Annotated in this window: 13 protein-coding genes, 1 other RNA gene and 1 pseudogene; 12 read left to right on the top strand and 3 right to left on the bottom strand. The window is 42.3% G+C overall.

The features are described 5' to 3' along the window. Nucleotides 1–97 precede the first annotated feature (97 nt). The 9 genes from BJI48_RS04440 to BJI48_RS04400 all read left to right on the top strand — a co-directional run bounded on the left by BJI48_RS04440 (nucleotide 98) and on the right by BJI48_RS04400 (nucleotide 9,735). On the top strand, nucleotides 98–1,402 hold the full coding sequence (locus BJI48_RS04440; protein ID WP_095332326.1) for an MFS transporter: 1,305 nt from the start codon (nucleotides 98–100) through the stop codon (nucleotides 1,400–1,402). A 102-nt stretch (nucleotides 1,403–1,504) separates the two neighbouring features. Then, nucleotides 1,505–2,908: an FAD-dependent tricarballylate dehydrogenase TcuA gene (gene tcuA / locus BJI48_RS04435; protein WP_095332324.1), complete on the top strand. Its 1,404-nt coding sequence runs from the start codon at nucleotides 1,505–1,507 to the stop codon at nucleotides 2,906–2,908. Continuing rightward, on the top strand, nucleotides 2,905–4,008 hold the full coding sequence (gene tcuB, locus BJI48_RS04430) for a tricarballylate utilization 4Fe-4S protein TcuB (protein ID WP_257874389.1): 1,104 nt from the start codon (nucleotides 2,905–2,907) through the stop codon (nucleotides 4,006–4,008). Before tcuA ends, tcuB begins: the two co-directional genes overlap by 4 nt. Before the next feature lie 49 nt (nucleotides 4,009–4,057). Next, nucleotides 4,058–4,155, top strand: an RNA gene (gene ffs / locus BJI48_RS04425) — signal recognition particle sRNA small type. A 145-nt stretch (nucleotides 4,156–4,300) separates the two neighbouring features. Beyond that, complete coding sequence (locus BJI48_RS04420) at nucleotides 4,301–5,056, top strand: gluconate 2-dehydrogenase subunit 3 family protein (RefSeq protein WP_095332322.1); 756 nt, start codon at nucleotides 4,301–4,303, stop codon at nucleotides 5,054–5,056. Then, nucleotides 5,056–6,768: a GMC family oxidoreductase gene (locus BJI48_RS04415; protein WP_095332320.1), complete on the top strand. Its 1,713-nt coding sequence runs from the start codon at nucleotides 5,056–5,058 to the stop codon at nucleotides 6,766–6,768. Before BJI48_RS04420 ends, BJI48_RS04415 begins: the two co-directional genes overlap by 1 nt. A gap of 213 nt (nucleotides 6,769–6,981) precedes the next feature. Then, nucleotides 6,982–8,697, top strand: coding sequence for a thiamine pyrophosphate-dependent enzyme (locus BJI48_RS04410; RefSeq protein WP_095332318.1), 1,716 nt, complete (start codon nucleotides 6,982–6,984; stop codon nucleotides 8,695–8,697). A 106-nt stretch (nucleotides 8,698–8,803) separates the two neighbouring features. After that, nucleotides 8,804–9,121: a hypothetical protein gene (locus tag BJI48_RS04405; RefSeq protein WP_095332316.1), complete on the top strand. Its 318-nt coding sequence runs from the start codon at nucleotides 8,804–8,806 to the stop codon at nucleotides 9,119–9,121. Further along, nucleotides 9,121–9,735 carry a zeta toxin family protein gene (locus BJI48_RS04400; RefSeq protein WP_095332314.1) on the top strand — a complete coding sequence of 205 codons (615 nt, stop codon included), beginning with the start codon at nucleotides 9,121–9,123 and terminating at the stop codon, nucleotides 9,733–9,735. The genes BJI48_RS04405 and BJI48_RS04400 overlap by 1 nt, the downstream gene beginning before the upstream one ends. Before the next feature lie 16 nt (nucleotides 9,736–9,751). Here the strand turns inward: BJI48_RS04400 and BJI48_RS04395 are convergent, their stop codons facing one another. Next, on the bottom strand, nucleotides 9,752–11,824 hold the full coding sequence (locus tag BJI48_RS04395) for an ATP-dependent helicase (protein WP_257874388.1): 2,073 nt from the start codon (nucleotides 11,822–11,824) through the stop codon (nucleotides 9,752–9,754). Nucleotides 11,825–12,035: 211 nt separating this feature from the next. Between BJI48_RS04395 and BJI48_RS04390 the strand changes: the two genes are divergently transcribed. From BJI48_RS04390 to BJI48_RS04380, 3 genes are read left to right on the top strand one after another with little or no spacing between them, the layout of a single operon-like run. Further along, nucleotides 12,036–13,361, top strand: coding sequence for an FAD-binding oxidoreductase (locus tag BJI48_RS04390; RefSeq protein WP_095332312.1), 1,326 nt, complete (start codon nucleotides 12,036–12,038; stop codon nucleotides 13,359–13,361). 50 nt (nucleotides 13,362–13,411) lie between these two features. Continuing rightward, a complete protein-coding gene (locus tag BJI48_RS04385) occupies nucleotides 13,412–14,701 on the top strand; it encodes an MFS transporter (RefSeq protein WP_095332310.1) in 1,290 nt (429 codons plus the stop codon). Next, the gene (locus BJI48_RS04380) at nucleotides 14,698–15,048 is read left to right on the top strand and encodes a RidA family protein (protein ID WP_095332308.1); all 351 of its coding nucleotides are present in this window, start codon (nucleotides 14,698–14,700) and stop codon (nucleotides 15,046–15,048) included. Before BJI48_RS04385 ends, BJI48_RS04380 begins: the two co-directional genes overlap by 4 nt. A gap of 60 nt (nucleotides 15,049–15,108) precedes the next feature. Here the strand turns inward: BJI48_RS04380 and BJI48_RS04375 are convergent, their stop codons facing one another. Both BJI48_RS04375 and flgD read right to left on the bottom strand, forming a co-directional pair. Next, nucleotides 15,109–16,917: a flagellar hook-basal body complex protein gene (locus tag BJI48_RS04375; RefSeq protein ID WP_095332306.1), complete on the bottom strand. Its 1,809-nt coding sequence runs from the start codon at nucleotides 16,915–16,917 to the stop codon at nucleotides 15,109–15,111. Nucleotides 16,918–16,934: 17 nt separating this feature from the next. Next, nucleotides 16,935–17,735, bottom strand: a pseudogene (gene flgD, locus BJI48_RS04370) (flagellar hook assembly protein FlgD); the annotation flags it as partial.

The raw sequence follows: 17,735 nt of genomic DNA, 5'->3' as shown, positions 1-17,735 counted from the left end.
TGTTTTGATTTTATTGGAATTATTTAAGTAAAAAAATATCAAAGTTTAATGATTATTTTTTAATCACATTATTACAACCAAACGTTAGGAGTATGTTATGGATAAGTCGCAAAGCAAGGCTATAAAAGACGCAAAATCTATTTTTAGGGTTTCTAGTGGGAATTTTTTGGAAATGTATGATTTTGCAGTTTATGGGTTTTATGCGAGTTTTATCGCCCAGGTATTTTTCCCCTCAAACAACCAATTTGCTTCGATTATGATGAGTTTTATGGCATTTGGTGTGGGGTTTTTGATGCGCCCAATTGGGGCTATCATTTTGGGGGCGTATATGGATAAGCACGGGCGGAGAAAGGGGCTTTTGCTAACGCTTTCTTTGATGGCAATTGGCACGCTCACGATTGCTATTTCGCCCGGTTATGAACAGATTGGCATTTTAGCGCCCATTGTCGTGGTTATTGGGAGACTTTTGCAGGGATTTTCTGCGGGTGCTGAGATCGGGGGAGCGAGCGTGTATCTTGCTGAAATCGCCCCGGCTGATAAAAAAGGATTTTATGTTTCTTGGCAGAGTGCTTCCCAGCAGGTCGCTACGATTGTAGCGGGGGTTTTTGGTGTGGTTTTGCATTATTATCTCGGCGATACTATCGTGAGTGTGTGGGGCTGGCGAATCCCCTTTATTTTTGGGTGTTTGGTCGTGCCGTTTTTGTTTATTATTCGGCGCACGCTAGAAGAGACCCCCGAGTTCCAAGCCCGCGCCCATCAAGCCCCCAAAAAACTCGGTGCGATGTTGCAAAATATGGTCCAAAATTGGCAGGTTGTGGTTTTGGGGAGTTTGTTTGTGATGATGACAACGGTTACGTTTTATTTTATCACCGCTTATACGCCCACTTTTGCCAATAAAGTGCTTCATCTTTCACGCCTTGATAGCTTTATTGTAACCGCTATTGTGGGGTTGAGTAATCTTTTTTGGTTGCCAGTTGCGGGGGCTTTGAGCGATAGGATTGGGAGAAAGCCGATTTTATTGACTATCACATTTCTCAATCTCATCACTGCCTACCCGATGATGGTTTTTTTGGTCCATCACGTGAGTTTTGCCAATCTGGTGTTGGTGGAATTGTGGTTTAGTTTTATTTTTGGTAGTTACAATGGTGCGATGGTTGTGGGGCTTTCAGAGGTAATGCCCCCACAGGTGCGGGCGCTAGGATTTTCGCTTTCTTATTCGATTGCCGTAGCGATTTTTGGGGGCTTTACCCCTGCGGTCTCGACATATTTGATCCATACAACGGGCAATAGTGCAATGCCAGGCGTTTGGCTAAGTATCGCAGCGCTGTGTAGTTTGTTTGCTAGCTGGATGTTGTTCAAAAAAGGCGGGGTTTATCACCGCCAGAAAGAAAATTTATATTAAACGTATTTTTTTGGATACAAAAGAATACATTAAGCTAAAACATATTAATCTTAATCACAAAAATTTCAAAAACGATAATGTTTTTGTGGTTAAGGAAGATGAATGGAAAGGCTTGATTGCGATGTTTTGGTGATTGGCGGGGGGAATGCAGCTCTTTGTGCGGCATTATCAGCACGCCAAAAAGGTGCTAGCGTGCTTATTTTAGAAAGTGCCCCAAAAGATTGGCGAGGGGGAAATTCCCAACACACAAGGAATTTGCGTTCAATGCATACCGCTCCTACCGATGTGCTAAGTGGGAGCTATAGCGAGGATGAATTTTATCAGGATGTTTATCGGGTGAGTGAGGGGGAGACAAACGAAGAATATGCCCGTTTTGTGATTTCCCAAACCCCTCATATCGTGGAATGGGCGAAGTCTTGTGGTGTGAGATTCCAGCCTAGCCTTGGGGGGACATTGCAACTTGGTAGGACGAATGCGTTTTTTCTAGGTGGGGGCAAGGCACTGCTAAATGCCTATTATCATCAAGCCACACGGCTTGGCATTGAGGTCGCTTATGAATGCGAGGCTTTGGATTTGTCTATCCAAGAGAATAGCTGTGCGTATGTTTTGGTGCTGGATAAAAAAACAGATGATATTAAAAAGATCAAAGCAAAATCCTATGTCATCGCTTCGGGGGGATTTGAGTCGAATTTGGCTTGGCTCAAAGAGGCGTGGGGAGAAAAAGCGGATAATTTTTTGATCCGTGGGAGCAGATTTAATCAAGGCAAAATGCTCCAAGCACTCAAAAATCAGGGCGCAAAAATACTGGGTAATCCCACGCAAGGGCATATGGTGGCTATCGATGCGCGAGCGCCCAAATACGATGGTGGGATTGTCTCAAGAGTAGATTGCGTGTCCTTGGGGGTTGTGGTAAATAAAAATGCGCAACGATTTTATGATGAGGGGGAGGATTTTTGGCCCAAACGATATGCGATTTGGGGGCGTCTTGTTGCTAATCAACCCGACCAAATCGCTTATTGCATTACTGATTCCAAAGTTTTGGACAAATATATGCCCTCGCTATTCCCTCCGGTGGTCGCTTCAAGTGTGGCAGAAATCGCTAGTGAGTTTGGATTGGATCAAAAACAATTAGAAAAAACATTGTCAGATTACAACAACAGCGTGGTTGCGGGTGATTTTGACCATACGATTTTGGATGGGTGCAGAACTAGGGGGCTAGCGATTGAAAAAACCCATTGGGCGCAAAAAATCGACACCCCGCCTTTTTATTGTTATCCCTTACGTCCCGGGATTACTTTTACGTATTTGGGGGTAAAAGTTAGCAAAGACGCCCAGGTCATCAAAGAAGATGGGAACGTGTGTAAGAATCTTTTTGCAGCAGGGGAGATTATGGCGGGTAATATCTTATCAAAAGGCTATGTGGCGGGATTTGGTATGGCGATAGGTTCGGTGTTTGGCAAGATAGCGGGAGAAAATGCGGCAAATTATTCAAAGGAAGTGCGATGAAAACAAGAAATTTGGATGAAAAAAAACTCTATGAAACAGCGAAAAATTCTTGTGTGATTTGCAATTCGTGTCGGTATTGCGAGGGTTTTTGTGCGGTTTTCCCCGCGATGGAGAAAAGGCGGGATTTTGATTGGAGCGACATTGATTATTTGGCAAATCTATGCCATCAATGCGGGGAATGTTTCTATGCTTGCCAATACGCACCCCCGCACGAATTTGGTGTGAATATCCCCGCACAATTTGGCGATATCCGCACGATGAGTTATCAAAAGTTTGCCTACCCGAGATGGGCAGGAAAACTATTTGAAAATAATGGTTTTTTTGTTTCTATGGTTTTGTTTGCGTGTATTTTTGCGGTATTTTTGCTGGCATTTTGGTCGCACCATCGCAATTTTCTTTTTGATGATTATGCGGGGAATTTTTATAAGATTGTTCCTTATAGCGTGATGGTGTGGGCATTTGGGGCTGTTGGTTTGTGGGTTGTGTTTGCTTTGGGGATGGGGTTTGTGAGATTTTTTTCTTATATCCAAAAACACGAAACACCCACTTCCGATTCGATTTTTCAAGCCTTTTTTGATGTTTTTTCATTGAAATATCTCGGCGGGCATAATAACGATGGTTGCACATATCCCAAAGATGAGCGTTCTAACATTAGAAAAGTGTTCCATCATTTTACGTTTTATGGTTTTTTATCTTGTTTTATCGCGACTTCTCTGGGGGCTTTTTATGACCATTTTCTTGGTCTCTCTGCCCCATATGCGTTTTTTAGCTTGCCAAAATTATTTGGGACATTTGGCGGGACATCGCTTTGTATGGGGACTTTGGGGCTTTTTGTTTTGAAATGGCTCGCTGATAGGCGATTGAAATCTTATCGGTCGATGGGAATGGATTATGCGTTTATTTTTAGTTTATTTATTGTGTCTTTTAGCGGTTTGGCATTGATGATTTTTAGGGAAAAAACAATAATGGCATTCTTGGTGTTGTTCCATCTAAGTGCTGTGTTGGGGCTGTTTGTAATGATGCCTTATGGGAAGTTTATCCACGGGTTTTATCGTTTGGGTGCGCTCATCAAATATCATCTGGAGGCAAAAAAATCTTGATGGTTTTTACAAAATTTTAAGCCCAGTGGGTGTAAAATTGCCCTGCCTCTTTTCAGACCTATGCAATCACAAATTAGGATAACGCTTCAGGGTGGGAACACAGCAGAGTAGCTTGGTTTGTGGTGTGCCTTAGTCATCTGGGAAGGGGTTTTTTTATTTCTGCGTGATTTTTATCTGCATTATTTTATCTTCTGGATTCATAAACTTAAATCTTATTTTTCTTTTTACTATTTATTCATTTGGAATAGAATTAAAAATGCCTTTATGAATAAAAAATAAAAGGAAAGATTCAATGGAAACTCAAAATTCGATTTTAACTAGACGAAATTTTTTTAAAACCTCCACACTAGTGGCTGGCGCACTTTTAGGGGCAGGGGGAATGCAACCTTTGGGCGCACACCCAGCCCACGCCCATCCTACCCCACAAACAAATACGCTAAAAGCCCAAAATAATGAGCCCAATCGCTCACGAGGGCGGATGTTTTTCACCCGAGATGATGATTTTAGCGTGCTTTCAGCAGCTATCGAGCGGATTTTCCCTGAGGATGATTTGGGACCGGGTGCGATAAAACTCGGTGTCGCTTTTTTCATCGATAACCAGCTTGCAGGCTCTTATGGGCATAATGCGCGCGAATATATGCAAGGACCTTTTGAAAAAGGCACACCCACACAGGGCTATCAAACCCCAATGATTCGCCAAGAAATCTTTTTGGAGGGCGTGCGGGCACTTGAGAGAGAATCGCTCAAGAGATTTCAAAAAAGCTTTTTTAATATCCCTGCTAGATCCCAAGATGTGATTTTAAAAGATTTTGAAGCCAATAAAGTTGCAATGATAGGCACATCATCGGGTTATTTCTTTTCGCTTTTGCGGGAAATGACGCTGTGTGGGGTGTATGCTGATCCCATTTATAATGGCAATATCGGGATGGCTGGCTGGAAGATGAAAGAATTTCCCGGCGCACAAATGTCGTATTTGCCCTATATCGCCGATAAAAACTTCCAAAAACTTGAACCGGTTTCTTTATCAGATATGCAAGGAGGGATGTGATGGCAAAGGTGCTAAAAAAAGTCGATGTAATAACCATTGGCGTGGGCTGGACTGGCGGTATCGTAGCGGCTGAATGTGCCAAAGCTGGGCTTAAAGTCATCGGGCTAGAGCGTGGCGGGGAGCGAGAGACAGGGGATTTTGCCGAGATACACGATGAATACCGCTATGCGATTAATTATGGCTTGATGCAAGATCTTTCCAAAGAGAGCATTACATTTAGAAACACCCCCAAGCAAAAGGCATTGCCGATGAGAAAACTTGGCTCATTTTTGCTTGGTGAGGGTTTGGGCGGTGCTGGGGTGCATTGGAATGGCTGGACGTATCGGTTTTTTCCGTATGATTTTGAAATCAAGACAATGACAGAAAAACGCTATGGAAAAAACAAGCTTTCGCCCGATTATCTCTTGCAGGATTGGGGCATTACCTATGATGAGATGGAGCCGTATTTTGATAGGTTTGAAAAAACCGCTGGCATTTCTGGGGAGGCTAAAAATCCCTTTGAGGGCAAAAGGAGTAGCGATTATCCCAACCCGCCTTTGAGTGATACGCCGATTTTACAGATGTTTGCTGGTGTTACCAAAAAGATGAATTTTCACCCTTACCGGATGCCCGCTGCGAATAGTTCGCAAACCTATACCAATCCTGATGGTGAGATACTCAATGAATGCCAGTATTGCGCATTTTGTGAGCGTTTTGGGTGTGAATATGGTGCGAAAGCCAGCCCGATTGTAACGGTCCTCCCAACAGCATTTAGAACCGGGAATTATTCGGTTAGAAATCACGCTAATGTCATTGAGATACTCAAAAAAGGCGATAAGGTAACTGGCGTAAAATACGTCGATACCAGGACGCTAGAGGAATTTATCCAGCCAGCAGATATTGTGGTTTTGAGTAGCTTTGTTCTCAATAATGCCAAATTGCTGATGGTTTCAAAAATCGGCACGCAATATGATCCCCTGAGCCGAAGAGGGACATTGGGTAAAAATTATTGCTACCAAATCAATACAGGAACGACGGCATTTTTTGATAAACAATTCAATGTTTTTATGGGTTCGGGGGCTTTAGGAACAAATATCGATGATTTTAATGGGGATAATTTCGATCATTCGCATTTGGATTTTATCCACGGGGCATTGATTTTTGCTCTCCAGAGTGGGGCAAGACCGATTGGGAGCAATGCAGTACCAAAAGGTGTGCCATCTTGGGGGAGTGCATTTAAAAAAGCTTCGATTCATTATTATACAAGGAACATTGGAATCGGTGGACAGGGCGCTTCAATGCCATATTTTCAGAATTATCTCGATCTTGATCCTATCTATAAAGACGCCTATGGGTTGCCATTATTGCGGATGACCTATAATTTTACCGATCAGGACCGGGCGTTGTTTAAATTTATCACACAAAAGACCGAAGCTATCGCAAAAGCGATGAACCCCAAATCTATCATCTCCAAACCTCAGATCCAAGACTATAGCATTATCCCCTACCAATCCACGCACAATGTCGGCGGGACGATTATGGGGAGCAATCCGGGTGATAGCGTGGTGAATCATTATTTGCAACATTGGGATATGGATAATCTCTTTGTCGTAGGTGCGGGGAATTTCGCTCACAATAGTGGCTACAATCCCACAGGGACAGCGGGTGCGCTTGCCTATCGTTGTGCGGAGGGGATTATCAAATATCACAAAACAGGGCAAAAACTCGTTTAAAGAGGGCTTTGCCCTCTTGGGTAAAATCCTGATATGTTTTTGATGTTTTAGCTGGCACACCCCCAAGATTCTCCAAATACTTCAGTATATTTCAATCACTTAATATTAATCATAATTTTTATCCTAAGATAATAAATATAATTTATAAATTACATATTTATTATTTTTACTGCAATAGAATGAAAGATATTATTAAAATAATGGAGTAAAAAAATGAAAGTTGCAGAAATGATGGTAGAAGTTTTGGCACAAGCTGGGGTGCAACGATGTTATGGGATCGTAGGGGATACGTTGAATCATTTTACCGACGCTATCTATCAGAGCAAAAAGATTCAATGGGTGCATATGAGGCACGAGGAGGCGGGCGGATTTGCTGCTGGGGTAGATGCGCTTATCACCAAAAGACCTGTGGCTTGTGCGGGGTCTTGTGGTCCTGGTAGCTTGCATTTTATCAACTCTTTGATGGATGCGGGGCGTAATCGTGCGCCTGTGGTGTTGGTAGCCTCGCAATTAGAAACCCCAAATCTTGGGACAAATTTTCCTCAAGAAGTCGATTTTAAAGCGATTTATGGGGGTTTTTGTGTTTATTGTGAGCAGATAAATTCCCCCGCTCAAGCCCAGCATATCATCACGATGGCTGTTCAAAATGCTATCAATAAAAAGGGCGTAGCGGTGGTGATTATGCCGGTGAATATGAGTGTGGCGTCTGTGGTGTATAACAAAAATATGAAAGTGCATACCCCAAAACCCGTGTTTCATCCAAACGATGATGAGATTGCCCAAATGGCAAGTATGCTAAAAAATGGAAAAAAAGTCGCTATTTATGCGGGTGCTGGGGTCGAAGATGCCCACGATGAATTGGTTGCGCTCGCCCAAAAGCTCAAAGCCCCTATCGGGCATAGTGCGCGTTCAAAGGATTTTGTCGAATATGACAATCCTTATAATATGGGGATGACCGGTTTGGCGGGTGTGAAATCGGGATTTGATATGATGAATGAATGCGATACGTTGCTGGTTTTGGGTTCGGATATGGCTTGGCGGCAATTTTACCCCACAAAAGCGACCATCATTCAAGTCGATAATGACGCGGGGCATTTGGGGCGTCGGTGTGATGTGGACTTGGGTGTTTTGGGTGATGTGAAGCCTACGTTGCAAAAATTGCTTGAAGCGGTGGCTGAAAAAACCGATCGGGCATTTTTGGATGATTGTCTCAAAATCAAGGTAGAAACGGATAAAAAACTCCTCAAAGATACCCAAATATCGGGGGATTTGATCCACCCGCAAGCTGTCAGTGCGATGATTGACAAATATACCCCTGATGATAGTCTATTCACGGCAGATGGCGGTTCTCCAATGCTTTGGGCATTGCGTTATCTCAAGGGTAAAAAAGGGCGTCGGTTTTTTACTTCGCTTTTGCACGGCACGATGGCAAATGCGATGCCAATGTCGCTGGGACTCAAAAAGGCTTTCCCACTTAGGGAGGTGATTTCTTTTTCTGGTGATGGGGGGTTGGCGATGTTGTTGGGGGATTTGCTCACAGCTATCCAGGAGGATATTGCGATTAAGGTGGTGGTTTTTAATAATTCATCTTTGAATTTTGTCGAGCTTGAGCAAAAGGTTGAGGGGCTTTTGGATAATTATACCGATCTAAAAAACCCATCATTTGCAGAGGTTGCTTCAGCTATAGGTTTTGATGCGTGGCGGGTGGAGCAATCTGGTGGGCTTGAAGCGAGTGTGAAAGCGTTTATGCAATCGAGTAAGCCCGCACTTTTGGACGTGGTGGTAAATTCCAAAGAACTCATAATGCCCCCTAAGGTTACATTTTCTGAAATGGCGCATTTTTCTTTGTATTCGGCAAAAGCCGTGCTTGCAGGGCGTGCTGGGGATGTGGAGGATATTATCAAAACCAATATCGGGCATATGCTCTAAGTTTTCGTAGAGCTAAAGAAGTATTTTTGGGCTAGATTGTAAATTTCTGGTTGGGATAACAAAGTCTTTTGTTATAATCCACACACCTCAAATCAAGGAGTTTAGAATGAATCTAGCGATGAAACAGACAGAGATGGCAAACAGGGCTCAAAGGGCGGATGAAATCGCACCAGGAATGACTTATGATGAGCTATTAGATGCCATCGATAATGGTATAGGTGTTCGAGTCAGGTTGCTTCGAGAGGGGCATAATGCGATTTATTATGATGAGGCAGTATCGAGCCAATACAATCTTTTGCTCAAACCTGATGGGAAATGTTATTTTCTTGATCCAGACAATCAATCAAGAGAGATTAAGATTTTAAGAGAATTGAACCCTCAAGAATATGCCAAAATAGATCTTATCAAAGGCAGAGATTACTAATGCCTGCTCATTTTATTATCATTACAGGCACGAATGGTGTGGGCAAATCAACGTTTGGAGCAAATCTGCAACAAAGTCATCAAATCCCTTTTATTGATTTGGATCTTTTTTACAGACAAAAATTTGGCTCTTATCGCCAATATACCCAAGAAGAAATCGTTTTGGCTTCAAGGGAGCTTGAGAGCTTAAGAGAAAACTATTTTAGAAACAATCAAAGTTTTGCGATGGAAAGGATTATCCAAACACCCCAATCAATTGAGAGGCTACTGCAAAAGGCTAAAAGCTATGGGTTTTCTACTTCATTGTTTTATATCGGGACAAGCAATACGCTTAAGAACTCTGAAGATAGGATCAAAGATAGGGTAAAGAAAGGCTTTCACTTTGTTGATTTTGAAACCATCAAAAACAATCTTGAAGATGTCAATAAAAGCTTCAAATTGGTGGTTTCTATGTTTGATAATATTACTATTTATGACAATTCCAAAGATTATGAAAATGCTAAACGGGTATTAGATGTTAGGAACAAAGAAATCCACCTTGTGAGGGAACTCCCAGCATTTGCACGGGAACTCATCAAGGACACATTTATCGAAGAGAAACTCCAAATAATTTAACAATTTTGATACTATTTTATGAATTTGTAAGCATTGTTTTTATCATACCTGCTTCATAAAGGAAAATTGAGGGTTCATAATCGATGTTTTTGATAGCATCTTTTTTGGCATAGGAAAGATAAAGATTTTCTTTTGCACGTGTGATGGCAACATAAAACAATCGGCGTTCTTCTTCGATACTCCCACCTTTGGCGATGAGTTTGCGGTTGGGGAATCGCCCATCCATCAAATCGATGATATAAACATCGCGAAACTCTAACCCCTTGCTGGCGTGAATACTCAAGAGATTTACCCCATTGCCCTCGCTTGCCTCGCTCGAACCTAATATCATCGCATTCAAAAATCGCCCAATGTCGTGATAATTTTTTGCCAGATCGCCTAGCAAGGCTATTTTGCGATCGATTTTTTCCATCGCTTCAACTCGGCGGTTTTCATCAATGTTACCCTCTTTATTTTTTGCTCTCTCTATGCCTAAAATCTCTATGATATGTTTGAAAAATTTAGAATTTGCAATGCTTTTTATCAGCTCAAGCGGGGATTTGAGGGTGTGGCATTTTTGATACAGGGCAAAAAATCTCCCCAAAAATACCGCCCCATCTTTGGTAAGTTTGGGATGAGAAAGGATGGGATGGGAGCAAAAATTTTTTGGCAAAAAATCATCAAATCGCGCACTATTTTGCAGGGTAAAAAAATCATCAAACAGCCCTGCTTGTGTGTTTTTAGCCCTCAAGGCATAGGGTTTTACACCAGCGATGGGGGAGAGCAAGCCATCTTTTGCGTTGTGATTACCCAAAAGATTTAGCGCTTCATAAATATCTTTAGCAATGGAATTGCCAATCCCGCCCCCATAGCTTAGCGTGTGGATATGTGCCATCATATCTTTGGGATTATAAAGTAGCGAGCAAATATCAAGGATAAGCGAAACTTCTTTGGTGTCAAAAAAGCTAACCCCTCCCTTGCGTCTTGATGGGATACCCATTTCACGCAAAGAAGCCTCGCACCCATCCGCACTTGCGTTGTTTCTGAAAATCACAGCGATGTCATCGAGGCTGTAATTGCTTGTCGCAATCCTTTTGGCAATGCCTTGATATTGTAAAAAAAGCTCATCATAAACCAGCAACTTCGGCGGTGCATAATCGCCCATTTTGACCACTTCGAGGCTTTTTTCATAAATACGCTCATTTTTTTGGATGACCCGATTAGCCAGATCGAGAATAGGATAAGAAGAGCGGTAATTTTTTTTGAGTGTGAAGACATTAGCTTGGGGATATTTTTGCGTGAAATTGCTGATAATGCTGATATCTGCGCCGTTGAATGCGTAGATACTTTGGTCATAATCGCCCACACAAAAAAGACTCGTTGGATTAATCGCATTGATAAGGGAATCTTGGAGCGGGTTGGTGTCTTGGTATTCATCGCAGAGGACTTCTTGATAGGGGCTTGTTTGTTTAGACATCGCATCACGATACATTATGAGCAAATCATTATAATCTGCATAGCCGTATTCTTTTTTGAGTGTGCTAAATTCATCGATAATGCCCTCATAGATGGGGACATAGAGGGCTTGTTCGGGGGATTTTTGCGTGATCCATTCCTCAAAACTTTGCTCTTTTTGGGAATTGAGATAAAGCGAATGGATATCATAGAGATATTGTGGAGAATAGGGCGGGGTGGTGCTTCTTTGTGCGTAAATCCTGCGTTCAGCAATGCTTTTGAAAAGGATTTTGAGTTCTCTGGGTTGTTTGAGGGCGATTTTGAAATGTTCTTTGAGATAGCGGTAGGCTACGGCGTGAAACGTGCCTGCTTCAATCTGTTTGGCTTCTTTTTCGCCAAAAATCCTAGAAACCCTCTCAATCATCTCCACACTCGCTTTGTTTGTAAAGGTGAGGAGCAAAATATCTTTCGGGCTCATCCCGCCCTCTAGTAAATGTGCAATCCTGCCTACGATGGTCGAAGTTTTGCCCGTGCCTGCTGAAGCGATGATGAGGTTATATCCTTTCGGTGCAGTTGCAGCTTCTTGTTGCTCGGCGTTGAGGTGGAGCTTTTTGTTTTGGTGATAGGCAGGAATGTTGCTGGGTTTTGATACCAAAGATTGCCTTTAGTCTAAAGATATGTTTTTGAGTGATTTTAGGCGGGGATTATAAACCAATATGCTTGAGTTTTTGCTGAGTGGCGACGCGGGATTGTAGTTAATATTTGTGATTTTTTGTAACTATGGGTTTTAATTTTTATAATAAATAATATCAAAATATGCTTTTTAAGACACAATAAGAAACAATCAATCTCAAAAGGAGTTAAAAATGACATATAGGATAAAAAATTTTCCCCAAATCGATGGGGATTTGGGTTGGTTTGAACTAGCTTCCAATCGTTTTGAGCCTGTGGGTAAGCGCTTGAAAGAAAGTATCAAAGCAGATATGGTTGTTGTAGGTGGGGGATTTGCTGGGGTTGCCACAGCGAATAGATTAGCCCAAAATCATCCTGATTTAAAAATCGTTCTCATTGAAGCTCTCAAAATTGGAGAGGGGACAAGTGGGCGAAATGCTGGTTTTGTGATTGACTTACCCCATAATCTTGATGGCGCTCCTGCTAATGTGGCGGTTGATAGCAAGATTTATGAGTTGAATTGTTTTGCTATCAATCATTTAAAAGAAGCCGTAGAGAGGGGAAAAATCGAATGTTTTTGGCAAAAAGCGGGCAAATATATGGCAGCCCACGAAGATACCAACATCAAAGGATTGGACGCTTTTGAAGCCCATCTCAAACCTTGCGGGTTTGAATTTTTACGGATTAAAGGTCGCGAACTTGAAAAAAAGCTCGGCACTTCTTATTACCAAGAGGCTGTTTATACGCCGGATAATATTTTGATGAATCCAGCCAGCTTGATTCGTGGCTATGCGAGGACCTTGCCTCAAAATGTAGCGATCTATGAAGAAAGCCCTATTATTTCTGTTAGCTATGGTAATCCTCATATTCTCCAATCATTAGGCGGGGCGGTGGAGTCTCCTGTAGTCGTGCTTGCATTGGATTCACATTTGGAAGAATTTGGTCTTATCAAGCATAAGCAAGCCCCTATTTTTACTTACGCATCGCTTAGTGAGGTCTTGAGCGATGAGGAGTATAAAAAGCATTTTGATGGTGTGCCCCCTTATGGGCTCACTTCTGCCCATCCTGCCGGGACAACCTTGAGACTTACTCCAGATAGAAGGATTTTTGTCCGCAATAAATTAGATTTTTTCCCCAGTTTGCAAAGCCATCACGAGGATCTCCAAAGAGCTTGGGAGTGGCATAGACAATCCTTTGAAGCGAGATTCCCTACGCTTAAACACAAGCGTTTTGAATTTACTTGGGGCGGGATGTTGTGTATGACACTCAATCACGAAGCTGTTTTTGGTGAGGTGATGAAAAATGTTTATGTGATTGGGGGGTCAAATGGTGTGGGCGTGGCTAAGGGCGTGTATTTGGGATATTACATCGCTGAACTCATATCTGGGAAACATTCAGAGAATCTTGATTTTATTTTAAAACACAATCGTGCCAGCTTTATGCCACCTGAACCGCTTAGGAGCGTGGGGGCAAGGATTCGTTTGTGGTATGAACAAAAAAATGCTGCTAAAGATATTTAGGCAAGCAAAAAATCAATATTTTAAAGAAAAATAAAAAATAAGGAAACAGAATGGGAAAAGTCTTTTTTGAAGAAATGTCTTTTAAGCCGATCCATTTGCGAGTCGGGATTGGGGGCATTGGCGGGCAATTTAATGATGGATTTATTCTTGGTATCGTAGGCATCACGATTGCTTTGGCAAGCGCTTCGCTAGGGTTGAATACCTGGTGGCTTGGGGCGATTGGGGCTGCTTCATTAGCGGGGCTTTTTTTTGGGAGTTTGCTGACTGGTCCTTTGGCTGATAAGGTGGGGCGTCGATTGATTTATCAACTCACGATGCCGATTTTTTGTTTGATTTCAATTTTGCAATTTTTTGTGAGTAGCCCCACAGAGCTTTTTATTTTACGCCTGCTTTTAGGCTTGCTTTTGGGTGCGGATTATGTTGTTGGGATTAGCTTGGTTAATGAGATCACGCCGGCGAGATTTCGTGGGAGACTGCTTTCAGGAATGATGGTAGGCTGGGTTGGAGGATATGCGATAGCTTATTTTGTGGGGTATTTGCTTGCAGGAATGGGTGAGGATTCGTGGCGGTGGATATTATTGAGTTCGGCATTCCCTAGTTTGGTTGTTTCTATCTTGCGTCTAGGGACCCCTTCAAGCCCGCTATGGCTAATGCGTCAAGGGAAAGTAGAGCAAGCTAAGGAGATTGTGAGAAAATATTTTGGTGAGGGTATAGAACTTAAACAAAATCATACGACTTTAAATGGTAGCTATTGGGAGCTTTTTAGCCCAAGATGGCGGAAAAATACGGCGGTGGGGGCTGTGTTTTATATGTGTCAGGTGATTCCTTATTTTGCTATTAGCACGTTTATTCCTATTATGCTTGAAAGTTTATCTGTCGAAAATCCCTATACTGGCGGGATGGTTTATAATTTCTTTTTGTTGATTGGTTCTATTTTGGGGCTTTGGATTATTGATAAGATTTCTAGGAGATCCTTTTTGATTGGGAGTTTTTATATTTTGGCAGTTACGCTCCTTGTTCTTGGGATTTGGGTGGGTATGCCACCATTTCTTGTTATTGTGCTTTTTTCATTTTTTTCTTTCGTGATTGCAGGGGCTGGGGTTTTGGAATTTGCTTACACCCCTGAGCTGTTCCCAACGGCTTTGCGTGCCTCAGGCGTAGGCTTTGTGGTGGCAGCTTCTCGGATGAGTGCGGCTTTGGGAACGTTTTTTCTTCCCATCATTACTGAGGAATTTTCTGCTTCAGCGGCTTTGTATGTTTGTGTGGGGGCACTTTTGTTTGGAGGGATTTTTTGCCAAATATATGCCCCTGAGACCCATTTTAAAGGAGTGAAAAAATGATTAAACGATATGACCAAAACCATTTAATGAGCCAAGTTGTATGCTATGAGGGGCGGTTTGAAACTGCAGGGCAGATCGCAAAAAACCCGCAGGCTGATATTCGCATCCAGACTGCAGAAGCGCTGGAGGCGATCGATGTTTTGCTTGAGAAAATTGGGGCAGATAAATCGCATTTGACTCGCATTCAAATGTGGATGGCTGATATTTCTGGATTTGAGGAGATGAATGCCGTGTATGAAAAATGGTTGGAGGGGCATCAAAAGCCTGTTCGTGCTTGTGTTCAAAGTGGCTTGATTGCCGGTGGGTATTTGATTGAGATTCAGGGTTTTGGTTTTTTGCCCCGATGAATCAAATAGCCTTATCAAGTTTGTTTAAAGTGATGTTGCTTTAGATAGGTTTGTTTGATTTTATTTTTTCAGATTGATGGCTTCTTTGATGAGGTCATCACCCGTGCTGAATGCTTTGGCATTCATCGAATAGCCCCGTTGCATTAAAATCAAATTCGTGAGGGCATTGCCGACATCGACATTGCTGGTTTCAAGGTATTTATACATCACTTTGCCAAATTTCAACATCCCATTTTCTTCATCCCAGCCCAAAATAGGGTTGCCACTAAGGAGCTTGTTGTTTCCATTTAGCGTGGTCGAGGTCATTTCAAAGAGATTGCCCCCTATTTTTTTTAATCCTTGATCATTCACAAACGCGGCAATCCCTACTCTCCCCATCGGCTCCATCGCCCCATTGCTAAAGGCAAGATAAATGATACCATTTTCATCGACACGGATTTCTTTGAGCGAACCCTCAGGCTTGCCATTTTGCGTTACTTGGGTGAGCTTGGAATCTTGATAGGGGAGATTGGTAGATTTGTAGTCTTTGCTACCTGTGAGGGAGTATTGGATTTTATTTTCTTTGAAATCAAGCGTGATGGGGCTAGCGACCAAATCGCTGTTTTCATCAAACTCGATAGTCTGTGAAACAGGGGCTTTGCTGACCATATTTTGACCCTTGAAATCATAAATCGCAGTTGTTACATTCCATTTTTGGGTTGTGGGCGGGTTCGTCTTATTATCGCCTGACTCGGTCATAAAATAATCGCTTTTGAGTAGGAATTTTTTGCCATCTTCATCATAAATTTCTGTAGATGTGGCATAAGCAGGGATTTTGATAGGCGTAGAATCTTGAAAATCCCCTTTTTTCAAAGGCAAATCTATAGCATTGAGGCTAAGTTTTTCAGCAATATGCCCACTTAGTGAGAGATTCATATCATCATCATTGTTTGTGATTTGCAACGACAAGGGTATTTTGGGTTTGCCATTGGCATCTTTGGCGATGTCAAGATCAAGTCCTGTTTTGTCTTTGAGGAGTTTTTGGAGATCCCCGATAGTTTTAAATTCATCAGCACTTTCCCCACCATTGCCGTATTTGAATGTAAAGTTTTGGGTTTGGTTATTTTTGGAAATGCCTACATTCAAAGCACCAAACATTGAAGCTTCCAAAGGCTCATCATCATTGTTAGCAAGGGCATTGATGTCTTGATTTTTGAATCGGTCTTCTAAGAGATTTCCCTGCGGGTCTAAGAAAAAATCTTGAGCATTTTTGAAATTGCTTTTTGGATTGAGGTTGATACTAATATCGACCTTTGATGTCAAAACGGGCTGGAATTTGAGCTCTTGGGGGATATTGAGGGGTTTGAGTTCATTGCTTGAGAGCTTTTTGAAGTCTTCATCATCTTCTTTGCTCGCAACAAATACGCCATTTTTGATTTTACCCAGATTGACACCATAGACATAATACCCCTCTGAATTTACCAAATAGCCATCTGCATCGCGCCCAAAGCTCCCATTTCGGGTGAAATAGTTGGGCTGACCTTGTTCGTAACCATCTTTTTCTATCTTGAAATCCCCATCTTTTTTGGGTCCGACGACAAACCAGCCCTTGCCTTGATATGCCATATCAAATTCACCATCGCTTTGATGGTAGTTGCCACTTTTGGTTGATATGGCATTGCCTGCACCGGTAGCACCGAAATTTCTGTCATTAGCAGTGATGGTGTTGGCATTAAGCGAGTCAAGATGTGTGGAAAATAAGCTTTTAAATTCAGGAATATTTTCTTTGTAGCCGTTGGTATTGACATTGGCTATGTTGTTTGAAATGCTATCAAGCCCAAATTGATGGGTTTTGATACCGCTGTAGGAATTTAAAATCGTATCATTCATAGGACTTTTTCCTTGTCATAAAATTCGATCGCACTCTCCAGCGGTAAAATCATCTCGCCCATCCGCAACATCGGTGTTCCTTTGTTGAAAAGCACGCTTTGGACTTCCCCTCTGCCTACACGGGTTTGGCTGTAATGGTTGGTTTTGGGGTCAAGATTATATTCGGCACGGATTTCATAGCTCCCTTGTGGGGCTTGAGCGCCTTTGTCATCAAGCCCATCCCAGCTAAAATCAACATAACCACTCTCGCCATCTTTGTCTGCTAGGGAGATGGTGCGGATGAGCTGTTTGTTGCTATCAAATATTTGAATGGTGGGATTGCCCTTAGACGCATCGATTTTAGAATCAAAATAAAGCGAAAATTGGATCTCTCCAGGTCCTTTGACATTAACACCGCTGATGTCGGTTTCTGCGATTTTGCCTATCATTGAAACCGTGTTAAGCGCTGAGACTTGCGCCATTTGCGTGTTGGAGTTCATATTGGCTTGCATCCCTTTATCTAGGCTTTCAAGCGTTTCTTTCAGCGAGGTTTGAAAGTCTTTGAGGGATTCATTGGTGTCCTTGGTGGATTTCATCGCCTCAGCGACTTCTTTCATCGTTTTTTTGTTTTCTTCTTGCATTTCTACTTGCGTGAGTTGCGCTGTTTGTGTGATGATTTTGTCCGTTTCCATCGGGGCGGTAGGGTCTTGATTTTTGAGTTGTTCTAAAAACAACTTCATAAATGCGTCTTTGTCAAGTCCGTTGGCAATTTTGGGCTGTTCGGTTTTTTTTTGAGCGGCGGCTTTTGCCCCGGTTACTTCAGCGAGATCGATCGCCAT

The sequence above is a fragment of the Helicobacter sp. 11S02596-1 genome (genome assembly GCF_002272825.1).
In the GTDB taxonomy this organism is placed as follows: domain Bacteria; phylum Campylobacterota; class Campylobacteria; order Campylobacterales; family Helicobacteraceae; genus Helicobacter_J.
Note: the sequence above shows the minus strand (reverse complement) of the source record. Positions and strands in the feature narration are given on the sequence as shown.

What these genes read in the sequence shown, in the direction of transcription:
- BJI48_RS04420 (WP_095332322.1), top strand. Translation starts at nt 4,301, where the DNA reads ATGGAAACTCAAAATTCGATTTTAACTAGACGAAATTTTTTTAAAACC.
- BJI48_RS04415 (WP_095332320.1), top strand. Translation starts at nt 5,056, where the DNA reads ATGGCAAAGGTGCTAAAAAAAGTCGATGTAATAACCATTGGCGTGGGC.
- BJI48_RS04380 (WP_095332308.1), top strand. Translation starts at nt 14,698, where the DNA reads ATGATTAAACGATATGACCAAAACCATTTAATGAGCCAAGTTGTATGC.
- tcuA (WP_095332324.1), top strand. Translation starts at nt 1,505, where the DNA reads ATGGAAAGGCTTGATTGCGATGTTTTGGTGATTGGCGGGGGGAATGCA.
- BJI48_RS04390 (WP_095332312.1), top strand. Translation starts at nt 12,036, where the DNA reads ATGACATATAGGATAAAAAATTTTCCCCAAATCGATGGGGATTTGGGT.
- BJI48_RS04440 (WP_095332326.1), top strand. Translation starts at nt 98, where the DNA reads ATGGATAAGTCGCAAAGCAAGGCTATAAAAGACGCAAAATCTATTTTT.
- BJI48_RS04385 (WP_095332310.1), top strand. Translation starts at nt 13,412, where the DNA reads ATGGGAAAAGTCTTTTTTGAAGAAATGTCTTTTAAGCCGATCCATTTG.
- tcuB (WP_257874389.1), top strand. Translation starts at nt 2,905, where the DNA reads ATGAAAACAAGAAATTTGGATGAAAAAAAACTCTATGAAACAGCGAAA.
- BJI48_RS04375 (WP_095332306.1), bottom strand. Translation starts at nt 16,917, where the DNA reads ATGAATGATACGATTTTAAATTCCTACAGCGGTATCAAAACCCATCAA.
- BJI48_RS04410 (WP_095332318.1), top strand. Translation starts at nt 6,982, where the DNA reads ATGAAAGTTGCAGAAATGATGGTAGAAGTTTTGGCACAAGCTGGGGTG.
- BJI48_RS04400 (WP_095332314.1), top strand. Translation starts at nt 9,121, where the DNA reads ATGCCTGCTCATTTTATTATCATTACAGGCACGAATGGTGTGGGCAAA.
- BJI48_RS04405 (WP_095332316.1), top strand. Translation starts at nt 8,804, where the DNA reads ATGAATCTAGCGATGAAACAGACAGAGATGGCAAACAGGGCTCAAAGG.